Source organism: Agromyces sp. H66, assembly GCF_004959775.1.
GTDB lineage: Bacteria > Actinomycetota > Actinomycetes > Actinomycetales > Microbacteriaceae > Agromyces.
Map to the genome: position 1 here is coordinate 13,104 of NZ_SJZG01000017.1, position 18,189 is coordinate 31,292.

The window sequence follows — 18,189 nt, forward strand, 5'->3', positions numbered from 1 at the left end:
GTGGGTATCCGAATCGAGAAGGTCGATCTGCCCGGGATCGGCGTTCGCCACGATCTCGTCACCGAGGGCGGCCGGCGTATCAGTGTCGTCTCGCACCGCGACGGCGAACGCGACCTCGGCCTCTTCGACATCGACGACCCCGACGAATGCCGTGACTCCATTCCCCTGAACGACGACGAGGCCGCCGCGCTCGCCGACGTGCTCGGGGCATCCGTCATGCTCAGCCGGCTCACGAGCCTCAGCGATGAGACTGCCGGCCTCTACACCGAGCAGATCGCACTGCCCACGGATTCGCCCTACCTGAACCGCAGGCTCGGCGACACGAAGGCTCGCACGCGCACGCACGCGTCGATCGTCGCGATCGTCCGCGACGCGGCGATCATCCCCTCGCCGACCCCGGCGGAGATGCTGCGCGCGGGCGACGTCCTCGTCGTCGTCGGCACCCGTGAAGGACTCGACGGAGTAGCCCGACTGCTCGCCAGCGGCCCCGACTGAGGCGGCCGGTTTGCACGAGACCACGCTGCTCCTGATCGAAGTCGGCGCGCTGCTCCTCGGCATGAGCCTCCTCGGGCGCCTGGCGCTCCTCCTCGGGATGTCGCCGATCCCGTTCTACCTCGTCCTCGGACTCGCCTTCGGCGAGGGCGGGCTGGTGCCGCTCGCCGCGAGTGAGGAGTTCCTCCAGACCGCATCCGAGATCGGCGTCATCCTGCTGCTCGCGCTGCTCGGCCTCGAGTACACGGCCTCCGAGCTCTTCGACAGCCTGAAGTCCGCGCGAACGGCCGGTCTCGTCGATGCCGCCCTGAACGCGTTGCCGGGTGCCGCGCTCGCCCTGATGCTCGGGTGGGGCCCCATCGCGGCCGTCGCCCTCGCGGGCGTGACGTGGATCTCGTCGTCGGGCGTCATCGCGAAGCTCCTGCGCGACCTCGGCCGGCTCTCGAACCGCGAGACACCGTCGATCCTCGCGGTGCTCGTGATCGAGGACCTCGCGATGGCGTTCTACCTCCCGGTGCTCTCGGCCATCGTCATCGGCGTGAGCCTCCTGCAGGGCGCGATCTCGGTCGCGATCGCGGTGGCGGTGGTGAGCCTCATCCTCTTCATCGCGTTGCGGCACGGCCACATCGTGTCCCGGCTCTTCCCGGCCGACGAGTTCGAGCCGTTGCTGCTCGGCGTGCTCGGCCTCACGATGCTGGTCGCCGGCCTGGCCGCGGAGGTCAACGTGTCGGCCGCGGTGGGGGCCTTCCTCGTGGGCATCGCGCTGTCGGGCCGCGTGGCGACGAACGCGAGCCAGGTGCTCACCCCGCTGCGCGATCTCTTCGCCGCGACGTTCTTCCTCTTCTTCGGGCTCACCACGGACTCGTCGGAACTGGTGGTGATGCTTCCCGCGGCGCTCGGCCTGGCAGCGGTCACGATCTTCACCAAGCTCGCGACCGGTGCCTTCGCGGCACGGCGGGCGGGCGTCGGCACCCTGGGCCAATGGCGCGCGGGTCTCTCGCTCATTCCGCGCGGAGAGTTCTCGATCGTGATCGCGGGCATCGCCGTCGGCGCGGGCGTGAACCCCTCGCTCGCGCCGCTCGCGACCGCCTACGTGCTCATCACGATCCTCGCCGGGACGTTCCTCGCGCGTCTGCCCGAGGCGGCGTGGTTCCGGGGCCTCGTGCGCCGACGGGCCGCACGCGCAGCGGGTGCCGCGTGAACTCACCCGGTGCGGGCGGACCCGACGGATCCGCCGGGCGGCCCGGGTGCCGGTGACGCCCGTCGATCATTCGGCCGGGTGTTCGGCGGCGGCCGCGGCATCCGCCCGATCGGCGGCGGATGCATCGGCCGCGGCGGTTTCGGAGTCGGCGGCCTCCCCCTCGGCGAGGAGCTCCCGCACGCGCGGCACCACCTCGGTCGCGTAGCGCTCGATGCTGCCCATGAGGGCCTCGTGCGACAGGGTGCCGTTGGAGTACTTGAGGTCGAAGCGGGTCGCGCCGATCGACCGCATCGCGGCGGCGATCTTCGGCGCCACCGTCTCGGGGGCGCCGGCGAAGAGCGCGCCCTGCGGCCCCGCCTCGTCCTCGAAGTGCGCGCGGCTCACGGGACCCCAGCCGCGCTCGCGGCCGATACGGTCGATGAGCACCTTGTAGTGCGGCCAGAGCGTGTCGAGAGCCTCGTCGTCGCTGTCGGCGATGAAGCCGGGCGAGTGCACCGCGATCGGCTGGGCGGGATGGCCGAACTGTTCGAGCGCCCGCCGGTAGAGGTCGGCGAGCGGCGTGAAGCGCGCCGGGCTGCCGCCGATGATGGCGAGTACGAGCGGGAGTCCGTAGTTCGCGGCGCGCACCACCGACTCGGGGCTGCCGCCGACGCCCACCCAGGTCTTCAGTCGGCCGTGTTCGACGGGCGGGTAGACGAGCTGGTCGGTGAGGGGCGCACGCAGCTCGCCCGACCACGTCACGGGCTCCTGCGGCAGCAGCGCGGCGAAGAGGTTGAGCTTCTCCTCGAAGAGGTCCTGGTACTGGCTGAGCTCGTAGCCGAACAGCGGGAACGACTCGATGAACGAGCCGCGGCCGAGGATGACCTCCGCGCGTCCGCCCGAGAGCCCGTCGAGCGTCGCGAAGCGCTGGAACACGCGCACCGGGTCGTCCGAGCTCAGCACGGTGACCGCCGAACCGAGGTGGATGCGCTCGGTGCGACCGGCGATCGCGGCGAGCACGACCTCGGGCGCGGACACGGCGAACTCGTGGCGATGATGCTCGCCGACGCCGAAGAAGTCGAGACCGAGGCGGTCGGCGAGCACCGCCTCCTCGACGACGTTCCGCAGCACCTGGGCGTGCGAGAGGCGCGTGCCGTCGGGTCCCTCCGTCACGTCGCCGAAGGTGTCGAGCCCGAATTCGTAGCGCCCAGCCATGTCCTGTCCCATCTCCGCGTTCCAAGCCTCCGCGTTCGATGCGAACGCATGCGGTACCGGAACCGTCGTCATCGCGAGACTATTCCCCAGACCCCGCTCGGTGCGACCGCCCCACGGTGCGACCGGCGCGATCCCCTCCGTACGGCCCGGGAATGCGACGCCGACGCCGGGCGTTCGTGAATGATGTCGACGCATGCGAATTCGAACGTCGACGCGAGGAATGCTCACGCGTGCATGCGATCTGCGGGCGAGAATGGAGACATGGACGTGACGGATCGGCCGGTCGTCGGGATCTTCGGGGCGGGTCGGGTCGGCACCGCGCTGGCACGACTGCTCGTGGCATCCGGCTACGACGTGCTCATGGCCGGATCTCCGCGGCAGACCGCGCTCGACCTGCTCGTCTCGGTCGTCGCACCGGGCGCCCGCGTGGCGTCGCCCGACGAACTCGTCGCCGCCTCCGACGTCATCATCGTCGCCGTGCCGTTCGGAAAGGCCGGCACCGTGCCCTGGGCGGACTTCGGCGGACGCATCGTCGTCGACGCCACGAACTACTGGCCGCCCGTCGACGGTCACATCGCCGACGTCGATGCCGACGAGCGTACGACGAGCGAGATCAACGCCGCGCGCAATCCGCTCGCCCGCCTCGTGAAGTCGCTCAACCATCTCGGCTACCACGAGATGGAGGATGACGCCATGGATCCCGGCTCGCCGCTGCGACGCGCGCTCGCCGTGGTCGGCGACGACCCCGAGGCCCGGGCCGCGATCGCCCGCATCATCGACGACATCGGCTTCGACGCCGTCGACGGCGGCGAACTGGCCAACGGGCGAGCGCTCGAGCCCGGGCACCCCGCCTTCGGTCGCGAGCTCTCGGCGCATGAACTGGCCGGGCTCCTGATGCCTGTGGGTCACCTCGCCGCCTGACGCAGGCCGACGCCGCCCGCGCGCGAGGCGCACCGACGGCTCGAGGGCACGTTCGTCCGGCGCTCCACCGCTCACGCCGCGGCCTCACCGGAGGCCGGGTCGAGTTCGAACCTGGCGCGCCCCCCGAGGCGTGGGCGCTGGTCTGGGTCCACGTGGGGTGGTGGGATGAACCAGACCTCGGTTCGGGTTGCGCGGATGTCCCATCCTTCGCGGTGTATTCGGTGGTGGCAGAACGAGCAGAGCATGACCCCATTGCTGAGATCGGTCGGACCGGTGTCGCGTTCCCACCATCTGATGTGGTGTGCGTCGACGTAGCCGATGTTCTGCCCGCACGAGGCGCATCCGCCGTCGCGTTCGCCGAGCGCGAGGCGCTGCGCCCGGGTGAACAGGCGTGCGCCGCGACCCAGGTCGAGGGGGAGGCTGTCGCCGCCGAACACGGCGGGGATGAGTTCGGCGTCGGCGGACATGCGGCGGGCGGTGCCGGCGGAGATGGGCTGGTCGATGCCATCGATACGTGCGTGCCCGATGCCGTCTCGGAGGGTGTCGAGATCCATCCGCACGATGACGGACGCCTTCGCCAGCGGGGCGATGGTCTGCTCGCAGCCGAGGGCGTGCCGGCAGATGGCGGCGATCGCGTCGGCCTGGACCTGCGGGATCGTGCGCGTGTCGTCGACCGCCGGCGCCGCCCGGCCGCGGTCGCGGCGCCGAAGCGCGTCGCCGACGAGCGCCTCGATCGCCGCCTTCACGGGTGCAGCGCTCTCGGGATCCAGGCGGGCATGCAGGTGCACCAGCCCGTTGCCGTCTTCGCGGATGGTGAGCGACCGCTCGGCCCGGAGTTGCTCCTCACGGGGTTCGACGCCGTCGGCGTCGAGTCGCGCCTCGGCCTCGCGCACGCCGCGGTGCAGCACCTCGAGCGGCACCCGGCAGGCGAGCCCGACGAGCGCCGACTCGGTGGCGTCGGCGAGCGTCGGATCGGCGCGCATCGCGACCCGGTCGAGCATCGACGTGATCGCCGATGCCGCGTCGACGCTGAGTCGGCCCGCCGCGACCGCCCCCGCCACATGCGGGTGCCGCGACGGGAGACGCTCGCCGCTGAAGCTCTGCCGTTCCGCCGTGGCGACGCCGACCGCGACCAGCCGGGCCGCGTCCCCTCGGGACCCGCCCGTGGCCGCGGCGACCAGCCTGACCGGATTGTGGAACCCGTGCGCCTTCGCCAGCCCTGCCTCGCCGTACTCGGGCCCCGAGCGCCGGGCGACCTCCGCCGCCACCCGCGTCAGCAGCGCGTCGGCATCACGGCGCAGGCGTGCCAGGCGGTCGGTCACCCGCACCAGCCCGGCATCGCTGAGCTGCTCGACCTCGGCCTGCGCGTCGCCCGAGTGCGCCCCGAACGCGGGCAACGCCCCCGACCACTCGGCGCGCAGCACGTCGAGATCGTGCTCGAGCGCGCCCAAGGTGTCCATGCTTCGATCATGCACTCACCTACCGACATTCGAACGACCGAGGAAATCGCCGCTGATCTGGCATTTACCTGTGGAGAACTCCCACCTCGCCACGCCTGTGGAGGACGAGTCGCGCAGAGGCCCGTCCCGGGCCGGAACGCAGTCGTACGCTGGGTCGCGACGCAGTTCGAAGGGGATCGCAGGATGACGGATGCCGCGGAGCTGATCGCGACGCTCGAGGGCATGGCGAGCGCCGACGAGCGCCGGAAGTACGAACGGTACTTCCCGCCCGACCCCGAGGCGCCGTTCATCGGCGTGCGGATGGGCGCGGTCTTCGACCTCGCGAAGACCGCCCTCGACCTCCCCGCCGACGAACTCGAGCTCCTCCTGGAAGCGCCGACGCACGAGGTGCGCGCGCTCGCGTGCAGCATCATGGGCAAGTCCGCGGCGCACCGGAAGACCGGCGACGAGCGGCGCGAGGATCTCTACGGGCTCTACCTCCGCCGGCACGACCGTATCGACCACTGGGATCTGGTCGACCTGGCCGCGCACGACGTGGTCGGCGGGTACCTGCTCGATCGCGATCGCGCCCCGCTCGCCCGGCTCGCGGCATCCGGATTCTGGCCGGAGCGCCGCACGGCGCTCGTCGCGACGTTCGCGTTCATCCGTCGCGGTGAACTCGACGACGCGTACGCCCTCGCCGAGACGCTCGCCGACGACCCCGAGCCGCTCGTGCAGAAGGCGCTCGGCTGGGTGCTGCGTGCGGCCGGCGACATCGACCGCGACCGACTGACCGACTTCGTCGAACGGCACGCGCCGACCATGCCGCGCGTGGCCGTGCGCGCCGCCATCGAGCATCACGACCCGCCCGAGCGCGCTCGCATCCTCGCGATCCGCTGAGCGCACCCCCGGCGCCGGCGAACGGATGCCCGCGGCATCCGCTGACCGACGGGTGCGTTCATCCGAGCGCGCGCCGCTTGCGCCGCCGAGCGCCGAGGTCGGCCACCCCGATGGCGAACGCGATCGCGAGGAAGATCCCGACCGAGACCATGCCGAAGCCGTACGCGTGGTGGTACACGGTGAGATCGGCCGACTCCGCCGAGCCGTTCTCGCGGTAGATCGTGGAGTAGAACAGCGACAGGCCCACCGCGGTGCCGACGGCCGTGCCGACGCGCTGGCTGAGCTGGTTGACGGAGCCCGCGAGTCCGCCCTGCCTGGCCGGGATGTCGGCGAGGGTGAGCGTCTGGTTCGGGGCGATCACGAACCCGCCGCCCATTCCGCCGATCGTCATCGCCGCGGCCATCGCCCACGGCGTGATCCCGGGCGGCGTCGCGAGCGCGGCCAGCACGAGCAGCCCGACGCCGCCGAGCACCGCGACGATCCCCCAGACCACCAGCGGGCGCCCCAGCCGGTTCACGAGGCGTCCGCCGAGCCACGACCCGACGGCGCTCATGAGCGCGAAGCCGATGCCCACCATGCCGGCGTACACCGGCGCGAGCCCGAGCCCGTGCTGGAGGTAGAGGGTCGTGAGCAGGAACATCGCCGGGAGCGCAGCGAAGTACGAACTGATGAGCAGCGTGCCGTTGCGGTAGGTGCCGACTCCGAACAGCGTGAGCGGGACGAGCGGATGCCTCCCGGATGCCGCGTAGTGGCGCTCCCATGCGACGAACGCCGTGACGGCGATGAGGAAGGCGACGAGGAGCCACCACCTCGCCGGGTTGTCGTCGGGCGAGCCGGTGGTGAACAGGAACGGCCACATGAGTGCCACGACCGTGACGCCGAAGAGCAGGACCCCGACCGGATCGAGCGCGAGCCGCCGGGTCGACCGCCGTCGCGTGACGGGCAGGAGCCAGACGGCCAGCCCGATCGCGATGAGCGAGAGCGGCACGTTCATCCAGAAGATCCCGCGCCACCCGTCGACGGGCCCGCCGATCGCGATGGCGAGGCCGCCCAGCGTCGGACCGAAGGCCGTGGAGATGCCGATCGTCGCGCCGAACAGCCCGAACGCCCGCCCGCGCTCGGGGCCCCGGAAGAGCTGCTGGATGAGGCCGATGACCTGCGGCATCTGGATGCCGGCCGCCACGCCCTGCAGGAGCCTCGCGACGAGGAGCACGCCCGAGCTCGGCGCCAGCGCGCACGCGAGGCTCGTGAGCGTGAAGAGCGTGAGCCCGATCACGAAGAGGGCGCGCCGCGACCATTGGTCGCCGATGCGGCCGGCCGGCACGAGCGTGAGGCCGAAGGCGAGCACGTAGCCGACGACGATCAGCTGCAGTTCCGTCGAGGTCGAGTCGAACGCGTCCTGGATCGACGGGAGCGCCACGTTGACCTTGGTGAGGTCCAGGATCGTGAGCGCGGCCACCGCGACGCACACCCAGAAGGCGCGCCACCGCTTCGCGGGATCGAGTGGGATCTCCTCGGTGGGCGGCTGCGACATCCCCTCCACCATATGCCTGCCCGCGCGAGCCGCCCGGGCGCCTCCCGGAGGGTGGAACGCGGGCGCCCTGCCGGGCCCGGAAGGGCGCCGGCCGGCGATTCTATGCTCCCCCGGGGCCGATGGGTACCCGGTTCCCGCTGTCGTGCGCCGGGCGTAACCTCCGAACCGAGGTGATTCCCATGGCCGATGTGGTGGTCTTCGCCCCGTCGCCGCTGCTCACGGTGACGCTCGAGGATGAGGCGGGCAGTGCGGACATCCACGTTCACGCGGGCGGGCAGGGCGTCTGGCAGGCGCGGATGCTGCGCACGCTCGGGAGGGATGTCGCGATCTGCGCCGCCCTGATCGGCGAGACGGGCCGCGCGGTGCGACACCTGCTCGAGGACGAGGGTATCGAGGTGCACGCCGTCGAGCGCGCCGGGCACGGCGCCGCCTACGTGCACGACCGCCGTGCCGGGCAGCGCGAACCGGTGGCGGAGCTTCCCGGTGACGCACTGACGCGACACGATCTCGACGAGCTGTACGCCGTGGTGCTCCGGGAGGCGATGAACGCGCGCGTGGTGCTGCTCAGCGGGCCCGCGACCGACGGCGTCCTGCCCGACGACGTGTACCGGCGCCTCGCCGCCGACCTCGCGGCCGCCGGGATCCCCGTCGTCGCCGATCTCGCGGGCACCCGGCTCGCGGCAGCGCTCGCGGGCGGCGTGCACGTCGCGAAGGTGAGCCAGGACGAACTCGTCGACGCGGGCGCGGTCACGGGCACATCGGTGCCGGAGCTCGTGGCGGCCGCCCGACGACTGCGGCAGGCCGGGGCCCACAACGTCGTCGTCACCCGCTCGGACCGGCCCGCGCTCCTCGTCGAGGCGGGCTCGACGCACGCGGTCCGTGTGCCCGCGATGGAGGAGGTGGACGTGCGCGGCGCCGGCGACTCGTTCACGGCGGCCCTCGTCGCCGCCCTTGCCGACGGCGAGCCGCTCCACGACGCCGTGCGGATCGGCGTCGCCGCCGGTGCCCTCAACGTGACCCGGCACGGGCTCGGAACCGGCGACGCCGAGGCCATCCGCCGACTGCGCGAGCATGTCGAACTGGTCCCCCTCGACGACGATGAGGCCGAGATGGTCACGCTCGACGAACTCGCCTCACGCACGGAGGTGGACCGGCCATGAGGGTCCTCATCACCAACGACGACGGCATCGAGTCACCGGGCCTGCACGCCCTCGCCCTGGCGGCGTCGGCGGAGGGCCTCGAGGTCGTCGTCGCGGCGCCGGCCTCGGAATCCAGCGGATCGAGTGCGTCGATCATCGGCGCCGAGCACGACGGTCGCATCCACATGGACCGTCGCACCATCGACGGACTCGAGGTGCCGTGCTACGCCGTGCACGCCGCTCCCGCCCTCATCGCGCTCATCGCGGCGCACGGCGCGTTCGGCCCGGCGCCCGACGCGGTGCTCTCCGGCGTCAACCGCGGGGCGAACGTCGGACACGCGATCCTGCACTCCGGCACCGTCGGCGCCGCCCTCACCGGCGGCTCGAACGGCGCACGAGGCCTGGCCGTGTCGCTCGACGTGGGCCTGCATCCGCAGACGCACGAGTGGGACGCGGCGGCGCGGCTCTCACGCCGGATCCTGCGCGTGCTCCTCGAGTGCGCGCCGGGCACCGTGCTGAACCTCAACGTCCCGAACCACGTGAGCGCCGGCGACCTCATGCCACGACCGGCGACGCTCGCCCCGTTCGGCATCGTGCAGACCACCGCGACCGAGCACGGCGAGGGCGAGGTGCGACTCACCGTCGCCGACCTCGAGGGAGAACTCGATCCGCGAAGCGACGCGGCGATCCTCGCGACGGGGCATCCGACACTCACCGCGATCACGGCCGTCGGCGAGGCGCCGATTCCCGAGGCCATCCCGACCGCGGGAAGGTGAAGCGCGCGGCGACGTGCGGAGTGGAACGGCCCGCTGGGCCGGTCGGTCGGCGCGCGTCCGGCCGATCGGGGGCCGTCGCGACTATGCTTCAGGCAGGACCGGACTCAGCGACGAGAGGAACGCGGCATTGGCCACGAAGACCGTTGTCACGCTGGTGGACGACTTAGACGGCAGCGACGCCGACGAGACCGTCGCATTCGCCATCGACGGCACGAACTACGAGATCGACCTCTCCGCGGACAACGCGGCCTCGTTCCGCGCGGCCCTGCGGCCGTACGTCGACGCGGCGCGCACGGCGTCTCGGCGAGGAGGGCGAGGTGGGCGACGCAGCAGTGCGACGACCGCCACGTCGAAGGAGATCCGCGCCTGGGCCGAGGCGAACGGCATCGACGTGCCGGCGCGCGGACGGATCCCGGCAGCGGTGCACGAGCGGTATCTCGCCGCCAACGCGTAGCGCGCGGCCGGCGGTTCAGCCGGCCCGGCGAGACGGCGCGGGAACACGGGTCGGCCGCAGGGCGACCCGCGTCTGCGTCTGCGCCGCGCCGCAGTCTCTCTTGAGTCGCCGCAGCAGCGCGTCCAGGTCGCCCGTGTCGGGGGCGTAGGCGCGGAGCAGGTAGTCGAACGGCCCGGTCAGGTGAATCGCCTCGACGATCTGGCCCATGGGCTCGATGGCGGCCGTGAAGTCGTCGTAGTCGGTCTCGCTGTCGAGGCGAACGTCGATGAACACCTCGAGTCCGCCCCGCGGTCCGAGGGCCGCGCCGCCCGTGAGCACCGTGTAGCCGAGAATGGTGCCGTCCTCCTCCATGCGCCGCACCCGCGCCGCGGTCGCGTTCGTGCTGAGGCCGACGCGACGCCCGAGGTCGCTGAACGATCGGCGAGCGTCCTCTTGCAGTAGACCGAGAATCTGCTCGTCGATGGCGTCCATGCCGCTCATTCTAGACGTCGAACAACAAGGATCGCGGTGTGCCAAGGGCGCGTCCGCGAGACTGGACGATGTGTTCGATGAGATCCTCCTGTCCGCCGGAGCCGGGGTCGTCGCCGGCCTCGGTGTCGCCATGCCCCTGGGCGCGATCGGCGCGCTCCTCCTGCGCGAGGGACTCGTCAACGGCTTCCGCGTCGCGGCGTCGGCGGCCATCGGGGTGGCGATCGTCGACGCGGCGTACTGCGCCGTCGCGGCCCTCGTCGGCGCGACGTTCGCGCCGCTCGTCGAATCCCATCGCGGTGCGTTCCTCATCGTCTCCGGCCTGGTGATCCTCGCGATCGGCGTACGGCAGCTCGTGATGGCCGTGCGGCGGCGGTCAGCGCAGGCAGCGGTTGCGGAGCCGACGGCTCCGTTCGCGGCGTTCCTGAGGTTCGTCGGGCTCACGGCGATCAATCCGTTGACGCTCGTGTACTTCGTCGCCCTCGCCGGAGCGATCACGACCCACAGCACGTCGCCGATCGGACCGGTCGTCTTCGTGGTCGCGGTCGGCGCGTCCTCGCTCGCGTGGCAGCTGGTACTCGCGTCCGTCGGATCGCTGTTCGGCCGATCGCTGAACCCCCGGGCCACGGAGATCATCGGCATCGTCGCATCGATCCTCATCGTCGCGCTGGGCGGCATGGTCGCCGTCAGCGGCCTCACGCTGGGGTAGACGGCCGTCACGGTCGGTCCATCCCGCCGACGCGTCACTCAGCCGTGCGTGGATGCGTCCAACACGGTGCGCACGGACGGCAGCGCGTCACGGATGCGATCCGCCAGCGGCAGAGGGTCGTCCGACGGGTCGGCGAGCCACTCGTGCAGCTCGCGCCGGAACAACGCGAAGCCGATCGCGGCGAGCAGGCCTGCGTCGCCCGGGTCGAAGCCGCGCTCGACGAGCGCGGCGCTGATCGCCTGCTGCCATCGGGCCTGCTTCGCGAGCTCGCGGCCCGTGAGCGCGACCTCCGAATCGATGATCGCCTGACGCTGGCGCAGCGAATCGCGCGCCGGCTGCATCCGCCCGGCGAGGCCGACGAGTGCCCGTTCCATCAGTTGCTCGGCGGCGGTCGGTCCCGTCGGCTCCGCGATGGTCTCGAGCAGCGCGGGGAGCAGCAGGTCGTCGTCGGCGAACAGCACCTCCTCCTTGTCGCGGAACTGCCGGAAGAAGGTTCGTGCGGTCACCCCGGCTCGCTCGGCGATGTCGTCGATGGTGACACCCGAGTAGCCGTGCTCCGAGAACAGCTCGAGCGCGGCGTCGGCGAGTCGCGCGCGAGAGTCGGCGGGCCAGCGGGGCATGGGATCATGCTAGCGAACCCTTGTGTCATGATCTGACATCATGCAGACTCGAGTCATGACAGATCATGACATCAACTCCCCCACCGTACTGCTCACCGGGCCGACCCGCGGCATCGGCGCCGAGATGCTCGATCGACTGATCGACCACCCGGCGCGCCCGAGGCTCGTCCTGCTCGCACGCGACCCGCACGCGCTCGACCGCGTGGTCGGGCGTGCCCGCGCGGCAGGCAGAGACGCCGTCGGCATCACGATCGACCTCGCCGATCTCGATTCGGTCGATGCGGCACTCCAGCAGCTCCGCGACCGCATCGCCGGCGGCGAGGTCGCCGCTCCGAACGCCGCGATGCTCAGCGCCGGCGCCCAGTTCGGCGACCGTCGCGGCACGAGCGCGCAGGGCATCGAACAGACCTTCGCCGTGGACGTCGTGGCACAGCACGCGCTCGTGCGGGGCATCCTGCCGATCCTCGCGCCACGCGGTCACGTGGTGCTGATGGGATCGGGCACCCACCGGGGACGTGCCCACTCCTTCGGCCTCGTCCCGTCACCGCGCTCCGCGCCACCCGAGGAGCTGGCCCGCACCGACCGCACCGATCGGGGAGCCACTCGTCACGCGGGCGGGCGGGCCTACGCCGAGAGCAAGCTCGCCCTCGTCACCCTCGCGCACGCGTGGGCGCGCCGCGCCGAGGCATCCGGCCACCGCCTGAACACCTACGACCCAGGACTCGTACCGGGTACGGGCCTGGTCCGCGACCTGCCCGGCTACGTGCGCTGGACCTGGGAGCACGTCATGCCCGCCATGGCGCTGCTGCCCGGGGCGTCGACACCCCGCGCGACGGCCCGACACGCGATCGACCTCGTGATGGGCGACCGGCATGCCGACCTGCATGACGGATACGTCGAGATCGGGAAGGTCACGCGACCCGCCGGGCGCACGTTCGATCGCGAGCGCCAGGAGGAGCTGTTCTCGTGGATCGAGGAGCGGCACCCCGACCGAGCGGTGGATCCGACCGTGTCGGGGTGATCGACCGGAGGACGGGCTTCGATCGTGTCGATTCTCCGGCGCCTGCTCCGACATGTCTGAAAGAAGACAACGCGAAAGGCAGGTGATCAGTGCGTACCATCGACGTCCTGATGGAGGGAATCGTGTTCGGCGAATCACCGCGCTGGCACGACGGACGGCTCTGGTTCTCCGACTGGGGCGCGAACCAGGTGATCGCGGTCGACCCGGAGGGCGGCCACGAGGTCGTGGTGACCGTCCCGTCGTTCCCGATGTGCATCGACTTCCTCCGCGACGGCAGCCTGCTCGTGGTGGACTCGGCGCAGCGACGGCTGCTACGCCGCGAGGCTGACGGGTCGATGACACGGCATGCGGACCTCTCCGGGCTGTCGGAGAAACCCTGGAACGACATCGTGGTCGACGACCACGGCAATGCCTATGTCAACTGCATCGGCTTCGACTTCCCGGACGGAGCGTTCGCGCCGGGCCTGATCGCGCTCGTCACGCCGGACGGCGACGTCCGACGGGTCGCCGACGACCTCGCGTTCCCGAACGGGATGGCGATCACGCCCGACGGTGCGACCCTCATCGTCGCCGAGTCCTACGCCGGTCGACTCACGGCATACGACATCGGCACGGACGGTGGTCTGACCGGTCGCCGGACGTGGGCGCCGACGCCCGGCGACCACCCGGACGGGATCTGCATCGATGCCGATGGTGCGGTGTGGTACGCCGACGTCGGCAACCGGCACTGCGTGCGGGTGCGGGAGGGCGGCGAGGTGCTGGCCACGGCCGAACTGGACCGCGGCGCCTTCGCCTGTGCGCTCAGCCGGGGGGAGGACCCGCGCCTGTACATCGTCGGGCAGGCCTGGGGCGGAGCCGAATCATCCGAACGCACCGGACGGGTGATGAGCATCCCAGCGCCCGCGCCCGGCGCCGGGAGACCGTGAACCGGCGCCTCGGGAACGCAGCTGACCGACGGAACACGTGAAGCCCCGGCCGATGGCCGGGGCTTCACAACGTGGACCCAGGGGGATTCGAACCCCCGACCTTCTCATTGCGAACGAGACGCGCTACCAACTGCGCCATGGGCCCGAGCGACAACGAGCCTATCACTCCTCGGGGGGTGGTTCGGACCACCGCCGGGGTTCAACCGACCTGCCGGCGGCGACGCAGCACGGCGTCGAGGTCGTCGAACGCGGGACGCGCGTCGTCGACGATGCCCATGCGCGCGTAGGGGCTCGCCGGGTCGGCAGTGCGGCGCTCGTCCGTGGCGTCGGACACGGCCCTCCGGGCATCCGCACCGACCCGTTCGCCGGGCGACTCGGCGCGCTGCGCCGTCGCCGCCGGAGCGATCGAGGGCACCGGCGGCTCGAGTTCGTCGGCGCGGCGTGCGACCTCGGCGTCGACGGCCGCGCGCTTCAGCTCCGCCGCCTCCTCCATCGAGGCCATCGCCATCGCGGCGATGGTGCCGCGCGACAGGTGCAGCGGCTTCGGCAGCGGCTGCGGCGTCCAGCCGTGCTCCTCGTCCTGCGGCTCGGACAGGTCGATCGGCTCGAACGGCTCGGCGTCGGGCGTCACGACCGGCGCCGACGCCATCCGCGGCACCCGCACCCTCGCGAGACGCACCAGGCCGGCGAACGCCACGACCATGCCGAGTGCGCCGCCCCCCGCGATGAGGAGCGAGGCGCCGAACGCCGCGGCGATCAGCCCTCCGACGACCGTCAGGAGCGACGCGAGCAGCAGCAGCGAGAAGCGGCCACGGCGGCGGCGCAACGCGCGACGCGCCTTCGCGGCATCCACCCTCGCCGCATCGGTCGCCGCCGACGCGGACGGGGCATCCGCCGCCGTCGTCACGACCGCGACGGGCTCGGTGACGGGCGCGCGAACGGATGCCGCCAGCTCACGCGCGGCCTCGGCCGCCTCCTCGGCGGCCCGGCGCTCGGCGATGGCGAGCTGCTCGGCCGCCTCGGCCGCGAGGCGCACCGCCTGCTCGTGTTCGTGCAGGATGCGCTGCTGCGTCGCGACCTCGCGGGCGGTGGCCTCGACGCGCACCGGCTCGGGGGTCTCGGCGGTCTCGGCGAGGATCCGCAGGGTCTGCTGGAGCCGCACGGCATTGCGCTCCGTCGCGAGGTACTGGCGCCGGCGCAACCAGCTCGGCAGGAGGTACGCGATCCAGAGCGCCGCGGCTGCCGCCACGAGCACTCCCCCGCCGATCACGTCCATGGCACAACGCTAGGTCACGCCGGGCGTTCGGCCCGGCTGCGTGCACGCGTGTTCAGCGATCGGCGTGGCGCAGCGGTGACGCCGAGGCCGCCAGGTCCTCGGCGGTCACGCGCGCGGCGTCCGCCGGGACGCGTCCCTCCCGCCATCGTCGGAGCACGCCGCGCGGCACCTCCTCGGCGACGAGGGCGAACGCGAAGTGGTCGCGCCAGTCTCCGTTGATGTGGATGAACCGGCGCCGGAGACCCTCGTAGCGGAACCCGAGCTTCTCGACGACGCGCAGCGACGGATGGTTCTCGGGCCGGATGCAGATCTCCATGCGGTGCAGGCGCAGCGTCGAGAAGCAGTAGTCGGTGGCGAGCGCGACCGCGGTCGGCGTGATGCCCCGACCGGCGACCGACCGCGCCACCCAGTACCCGATGGTCGCCGACGAGAGGGAGCCGAAGGCGATCGAGGAGACGTTCAACTGGCCGACGAGCTCGCCGTCGAGCTCGATGGCGAACGGCAGCGCGTGACCGCTGCGCGCGTGCGCGAGGAGGTTGCGGATGCTCGCGCGCGTGTCGATGACGGACCCGCCGCCCGGGTACGTGGCCTCCCACTGGCGCAGCCACCCCCGGTTGTCGAGGAGCACGCGCTCGAGGGCCTTCGCGTCGCGCGCACGGATCGGCCGGAGCGTGACGTCCCCGTCACGCAACGTGGGGATCGTGGCGGCCGCCATCTCAGGTCCGGTCGAGTCCGGCGACGTACTGCACGAGCCAGGGCTTCAGCTCGGGGCCGAGGTCCTCTCGGTCGCTGGCGAGCTGGATCACGGCCTTGATGTAGTCGAGCTTGTCGCCCGTGTCGTAGCGGCGTCCGCGGAAGACCACCCCATAGACCCCGCCCGTGCCCTCGACGTCGCCCGCCATCTCCATGAGCGCGTCGGTGAGCTGGATCTCGCCGCCCTTGCCCGGCTCGGTGTGCTCGAGGACGTCGAACACCTCGGGCTTCAGCACGTAGCGGCCGATGACCGCGTAGTTCGAGGGGGCGACGTCCTTCGAGGGCTTCTCGACGAGGCCGGTGATGCGCACCACGTCGGGTTCGTCGGTGGCCTCGACGGCGGCGGCGCCGTAGAGGTGGATGCTGTCGGGGTCGACCTCCAGCAGCGCGACGATGGATGCGTCCCGCCGGTCCTGCTCGTCGAGCATGCGGGTGAGGAGCACGTCCCGCTCGTCGATGATGTCGTCGCCGAGGAGCACCGCGAACGGCTCGTCGTTGACGTGCATGCGCGCCCGCAGCACCGCGTGCCCGAGCCCGCGCGGGTCGCCCTGGCGCACGTAGTGCATGTCGGCCATGTCGGTGGACTCGTTGACCTTCTCGAGCTTGGCGGTGTCGCCCTTCGCCTCGAGCGTGGCCTCGAGCTCGGCCACCCGGTCGAAGTGGTTCTCGAGCGCGTTCTTGTTGCGTCCGGTGATCATGAGCACATCGGTGAGGCCCGCGCGAACGGCCTCCTCGACGACGTACTGGATGGCCGGCTTGTCGACGACGGGCAACATCTCCTTCGGCATCGCCTTGGTCGCCGGGAGGAACCTGGTGCCGAGCCCCGCTGCGGGGATGACGGCCTTGGTGATCCGATGAGTCATGCGTCTCAGCGTATCCGGATGTCACGGCGGGGCGCAGTGGCTCGGCGACCGACAGACCGTCCTAGGATGGCTGGCATGCCCGCCGATCCGGATGTCCAGAAGCGCATCCTCCGTGCCGAGATCCGGGAGCGCCGGCAGAACATGCCCGCCCACGAACGGGAGCAGGCCACCGAGGGCCTCACCGCGCGGCTCGAGGAGATCGTGGGCTCGACCGGCGCCGAGTCGCTGTCGTGCTTCCTCTCGATGCCGACCGAGCCGGACACCAGGCCGTTCGTGGAGTGGGCGGAGGCCCGTGGCATCCGCGTGCTGTTCCCGGTGACCCGCGAAGACGGCCTGCTCGACTGGACCGTCGGCGAAGACGAGACCGTGGAGCTGGGGCTGTACGGCACCAGCCACCCGGGCGGCGAACTGCTCGGGCCGATGGCGATCAACGACGTCGACCTGATCCTCGTGCCGGCCGCGGCGGTGGACGCGACGGGCATGCGGCTCGGCTGGGGTCGCGGCTATTTCGACAAGACCCTCGGTTCGATGGGAAAATGTCCTCCGGTGTACGCCGTCGTCTTCGACAGCGAGTTCGTCGAGCGGGTGCCGCGCGAGGTGCACGACCAACCCGTGAACGGGGTCGTGACGCCCACGCGCATCATCGCGTTCTGACGGCGCACCCTCGATCCGGAAGAGTCACCATGCCCACCTATTCCTACCGCTGCACCGAATGCGACAACGCGTTCGACATCCACCAGGCCTTCACCGACGACGCCCTCACGGTGTGCGACGTGTGCGGCGGCCGCCTGCGCAAGCTGTTCAACACCATCGGCGTGACGTTCAACGGGTCGGGCTTCTACCGCACCGACTCGCGCAGCGGCGGCGACTCGTCGGGCTCCGGCGGGTCGGATGCCTCGTCGGGCAGCGGCTCGTCGGGCTCGTCGTCGGGCGGCTCCGGCTCGTCCGCGAGCTCGGGTTCGGGTTCGGGTTCGGGTTCGGGTTCGGGTTCGGGCTCGGGTTCGGGTTCGGGGTCGTCGCCGAGCGCGGCGTAGCCATCGCGGCGTGAGACGAGGGGCGTCGATGTTCAAGGGCTTCAAGGAGTTCATCCTCCGCGGCAACGTGATCGAGCTGGCCGTCGCGGTCGTGATCGGCGCCGCGTTCACCGCGGTGGTGAACTCGATCGTGACCAACCTGATCAACCCGTTGATCGGCGTGATCTTCCGCGCCGACAGCCTCGACACGGCGATGGTGCTCGAGATCCCGACCCTGCGGGGGGAGGTCGCCGAGGTGCGCTTCGGCGCCGTGCTCGGCGCGATCATCGCGTTCCTCATCGTGGCCACCGTGGTCTACTTCGTCTTCGTGCTGCCGATGAACACGCTGAAGCACCGCACCGAGCAGAAGCGCAATGCCGGCGCCCCCGATCCCGATGAGCCCGAGAGCGAGCTCACCCTGCTCGCCGAGATCCGCGACCTGCTCGCCGCGCAGGGCGAGGGGGCGGGCAGGCGCCCGGACTGAGGCCCG

General features: G+C 71.6%; 21 protein-coding genes and 1 tRNA gene. 13 read left to right on the forward strand and 9 right to left on the reverse strand.

Features of this window, described 5'->3' with window-relative positions; translation table 11 throughout:
• Together EZM51_RS19165 and EZM51_RS19170 are read left to right on the forward strand one after the other, a co-directional pair.
• Positions 1-495, forward strand: a complete 495-nt coding sequence (locus tag EZM51_RS19165) for a cation:proton antiporter regulatory subunit (protein WP_136709916.1) — start codon at positions 1-3, stop codon at positions 493-495.
• 10 nt (positions 496-505) lie between these two features.
• On the forward strand, positions 506-1,693 hold the full coding sequence (locus tag EZM51_RS19170; protein WP_136709917.1) for a cation:proton antiporter: 1,188 nt from the start codon (positions 506-508) through the stop codon (positions 1,691-1,693).
• 66 nt (positions 1,694-1,759) lie between these two features.
• Here the strand turns inward: EZM51_RS19170 and EZM51_RS19175 are convergent, their stop codons facing one another.
• Positions 1,760-2,887 carry an LLM class flavin-dependent oxidoreductase gene (locus EZM51_RS19175; RefSeq protein WP_136709918.1) on the reverse strand — a complete coding sequence of 376 codons (1,128 nt, stop codon included), beginning with the start codon at positions 2,885-2,887 and terminating at the stop codon, positions 1,760-1,762.
• A gap of 261 nt (positions 2,888-3,148) precedes the next feature.
• On the opposite strand from EZM51_RS19175, the gene EZM51_RS19180 reads away from it, so the two are divergent.
• Positions 3,149-3,808, forward strand: a complete 660-nt coding sequence (locus EZM51_RS19180; RefSeq protein ID WP_169053992.1) for an NAD(P)-binding domain-containing protein — start codon at positions 3,149-3,151, stop codon at positions 3,806-3,808.
• Positions 3,809-3,879: 71 nt separating this feature from the next.
• Here the strand turns inward: EZM51_RS19180 and EZM51_RS19185 are convergent, their stop codons facing one another.
• Positions 3,880-5,268 (reverse strand): HNH endonuclease signature motif containing protein, encoded by a 1,389-nt coding sequence (locus EZM51_RS19185; protein WP_136709920.1) that lies wholly within the window; start codon positions 5,266-5,268, stop codon positions 3,880-3,882.
• 183 nt (positions 5,269-5,451) lie between these two features.
• Here EZM51_RS19185 and EZM51_RS19190 point away from each other — a divergent pair, with 183 nt between their 5' ends.
• Positions 5,452-6,147: a DNA alkylation repair protein gene (locus tag EZM51_RS19190; protein WP_136709921.1), complete on the forward strand. Its 696-nt coding sequence runs from the start codon at positions 5,452-5,454 to the stop codon at positions 6,145-6,147.
• Positions 6,148-6,205: 58 nt separating this feature from the next.
• Here EZM51_RS19190 and EZM51_RS19195 read toward each other — a convergent pair whose 3' ends face one another.
• Positions 6,206-7,681 carry an MFS transporter gene (locus EZM51_RS19195; protein ID WP_136709922.1) on the reverse strand — a complete coding sequence of 492 codons (1,476 nt, stop codon included), beginning with the start codon at positions 7,679-7,681 and terminating at the stop codon, positions 6,206-6,208.
• Positions 7,682-7,860: 179 nt separating this feature from the next.
• Here EZM51_RS19195 and EZM51_RS19200 point away from each other — a divergent pair, with 179 nt between their 5' ends.
• The 3 genes from EZM51_RS19200 to EZM51_RS19210 all read left to right on the forward strand — a co-directional run bounded on the left by EZM51_RS19200 (position 7,861) and on the right by EZM51_RS19210 (position 10,050).
• Positions 7,861-8,841, forward strand: a complete 981-nt coding sequence (locus EZM51_RS19200; RefSeq protein ID WP_211195992.1) for a PfkB family carbohydrate kinase — start codon at positions 7,861-7,863, stop codon at positions 8,839-8,841.
• On the forward strand, positions 8,838-9,596 hold the full coding sequence (locus EZM51_RS19205) for a 5'/3'-nucleotidase SurE (protein ID WP_136709923.1): 759 nt from the start codon (positions 8,838-8,840) through the stop codon (positions 9,594-9,596). Before EZM51_RS19200 ends, EZM51_RS19205 begins: the two co-directional genes overlap by 4 nt.
• Positions 9,597-9,723: 127 nt before the next feature.
• The gene (locus EZM51_RS19210) at positions 9,724-10,050 is read left to right on the forward strand and encodes an Lsr2 family protein (protein ID WP_136709924.1); all 327 of its coding nucleotides are present in this window, start codon (positions 9,724-9,726) and stop codon (positions 10,048-10,050) included.
• Positions 10,051-10,065: 15 nt separating this feature from the next.
• Here the strand turns inward: EZM51_RS19210 and EZM51_RS19215 are convergent, their stop codons facing one another.
• Positions 10,066-10,521 (reverse strand): Lrp/AsnC family transcriptional regulator, encoded by a 456-nt coding sequence (locus tag EZM51_RS19215; RefSeq protein ID WP_136709925.1) that lies wholly within the window; start codon positions 10,519-10,521, stop codon positions 10,066-10,068.
• 70 nt (positions 10,522-10,591) lie between these two features.
• Between EZM51_RS19215 and EZM51_RS19220 the strand changes: the two genes are divergently transcribed.
• Entirely contained in the window at positions 10,592-11,227 is a 636-nt protein-coding gene (locus EZM51_RS19220) for a LysE family transporter (protein ID WP_169053993.1), read from the forward strand.
• Between the two features lie 38 nt (positions 11,228-11,265).
• Here the strand turns inward: EZM51_RS19220 and EZM51_RS19225 are convergent, their stop codons facing one another.
• On the reverse strand, positions 11,266-11,847 hold the full coding sequence (locus tag EZM51_RS19225; RefSeq protein ID WP_136709927.1) for a TetR/AcrR family transcriptional regulator: 582 nt from the start codon (positions 11,845-11,847) through the stop codon (positions 11,266-11,268).
• Positions 11,848-11,902: 55 nt separating this feature from the next.
• Here EZM51_RS19225 and EZM51_RS19230 point away from each other — a divergent pair, with 55 nt between their 5' ends.
• Complete coding sequence (locus tag EZM51_RS19230; protein WP_169053994.1) at positions 11,903-12,868, forward strand: SDR family NAD(P)-dependent oxidoreductase; 966 nt, start codon at positions 11,903-11,905, stop codon at positions 12,866-12,868.
• Positions 12,869-12,978: 110 nt separating this feature from the next.
• Positions 12,979-13,794 (forward strand): SMP-30/gluconolactonase/LRE family protein, encoded by an 816-nt coding sequence (locus tag EZM51_RS19235; protein ID WP_136709929.1) that lies wholly within the window; start codon positions 12,979-12,981, stop codon positions 13,792-13,794.
• Between the two features lie 72 nt (positions 13,795-13,866).
• Here EZM51_RS19235 and EZM51_RS19240 read toward each other — a convergent pair.
• From EZM51_RS19240 to galU, 4 genes are all read right to left on the reverse strand, one after another.
• A tRNA-Ala gene (locus EZM51_RS19240) sits at positions 13,867-13,939 on the reverse strand.
• A 54-nt stretch (positions 13,940-13,993) separates the two neighbouring features.
• Positions 13,994-15,070 carry a hypothetical protein gene (locus EZM51_RS19245; RefSeq protein WP_136709930.1) on the reverse strand — a complete coding sequence of 359 codons (1,077 nt, stop codon included), beginning with the start codon at positions 15,068-15,070 and terminating at the stop codon, positions 13,994-13,996.
• A gap of 52 nt (positions 15,071-15,122) precedes the next feature.
• Positions 15,123-15,785, reverse strand: a complete 663-nt coding sequence (locus EZM51_RS19250; RefSeq protein WP_136709931.1) for a GNAT family protein — start codon at positions 15,783-15,785, stop codon at positions 15,123-15,125.
• Between the two features lies 1 nt (position 15,786).
• The gene (gene galU, locus EZM51_RS19255) at positions 15,787-16,686 is read right to left on the reverse strand and encodes a UTP--glucose-1-phosphate uridylyltransferase GalU (protein WP_136709932.1); all 900 of its coding nucleotides are present in this window, start codon (positions 16,684-16,686) and stop codon (positions 15,787-15,789) included.
• Positions 16,687-16,761: 75 nt separating this feature from the next.
• Here galU and EZM51_RS19260 point away from each other — a divergent pair, with 75 nt between their 5' ends.
• From EZM51_RS19260 to mscL, 3 genes are read left to right on the forward strand one after another with little or no spacing between them, the layout of a single operon-like run.
• Positions 16,762-17,340: a 5-formyltetrahydrofolate cyclo-ligase gene (locus EZM51_RS19260; RefSeq protein ID WP_136709933.1), complete on the forward strand. Its 579-nt coding sequence runs from the start codon at positions 16,762-16,764 to the stop codon at positions 17,338-17,340.
• A gap of 29 nt (positions 17,341-17,369) precedes the next feature.
• Positions 17,370-17,720, forward strand: a complete 351-nt coding sequence (locus tag EZM51_RS19265) for an FmdB family zinc ribbon protein (RefSeq protein WP_136709934.1) — start codon at positions 17,370-17,372, stop codon at positions 17,718-17,720.
• A 28-nt stretch (positions 17,721-17,748) separates the two neighbouring features.
• Positions 17,749-18,183, forward strand: coding sequence for a large conductance mechanosensitive channel protein MscL (mscL, locus tag EZM51_RS19270; protein ID WP_136709979.1), 435 nt, complete (start codon positions 17,749-17,751; stop codon positions 18,181-18,183).
• Positions 18,184-18,189 lie beyond the last annotated feature (6 nt).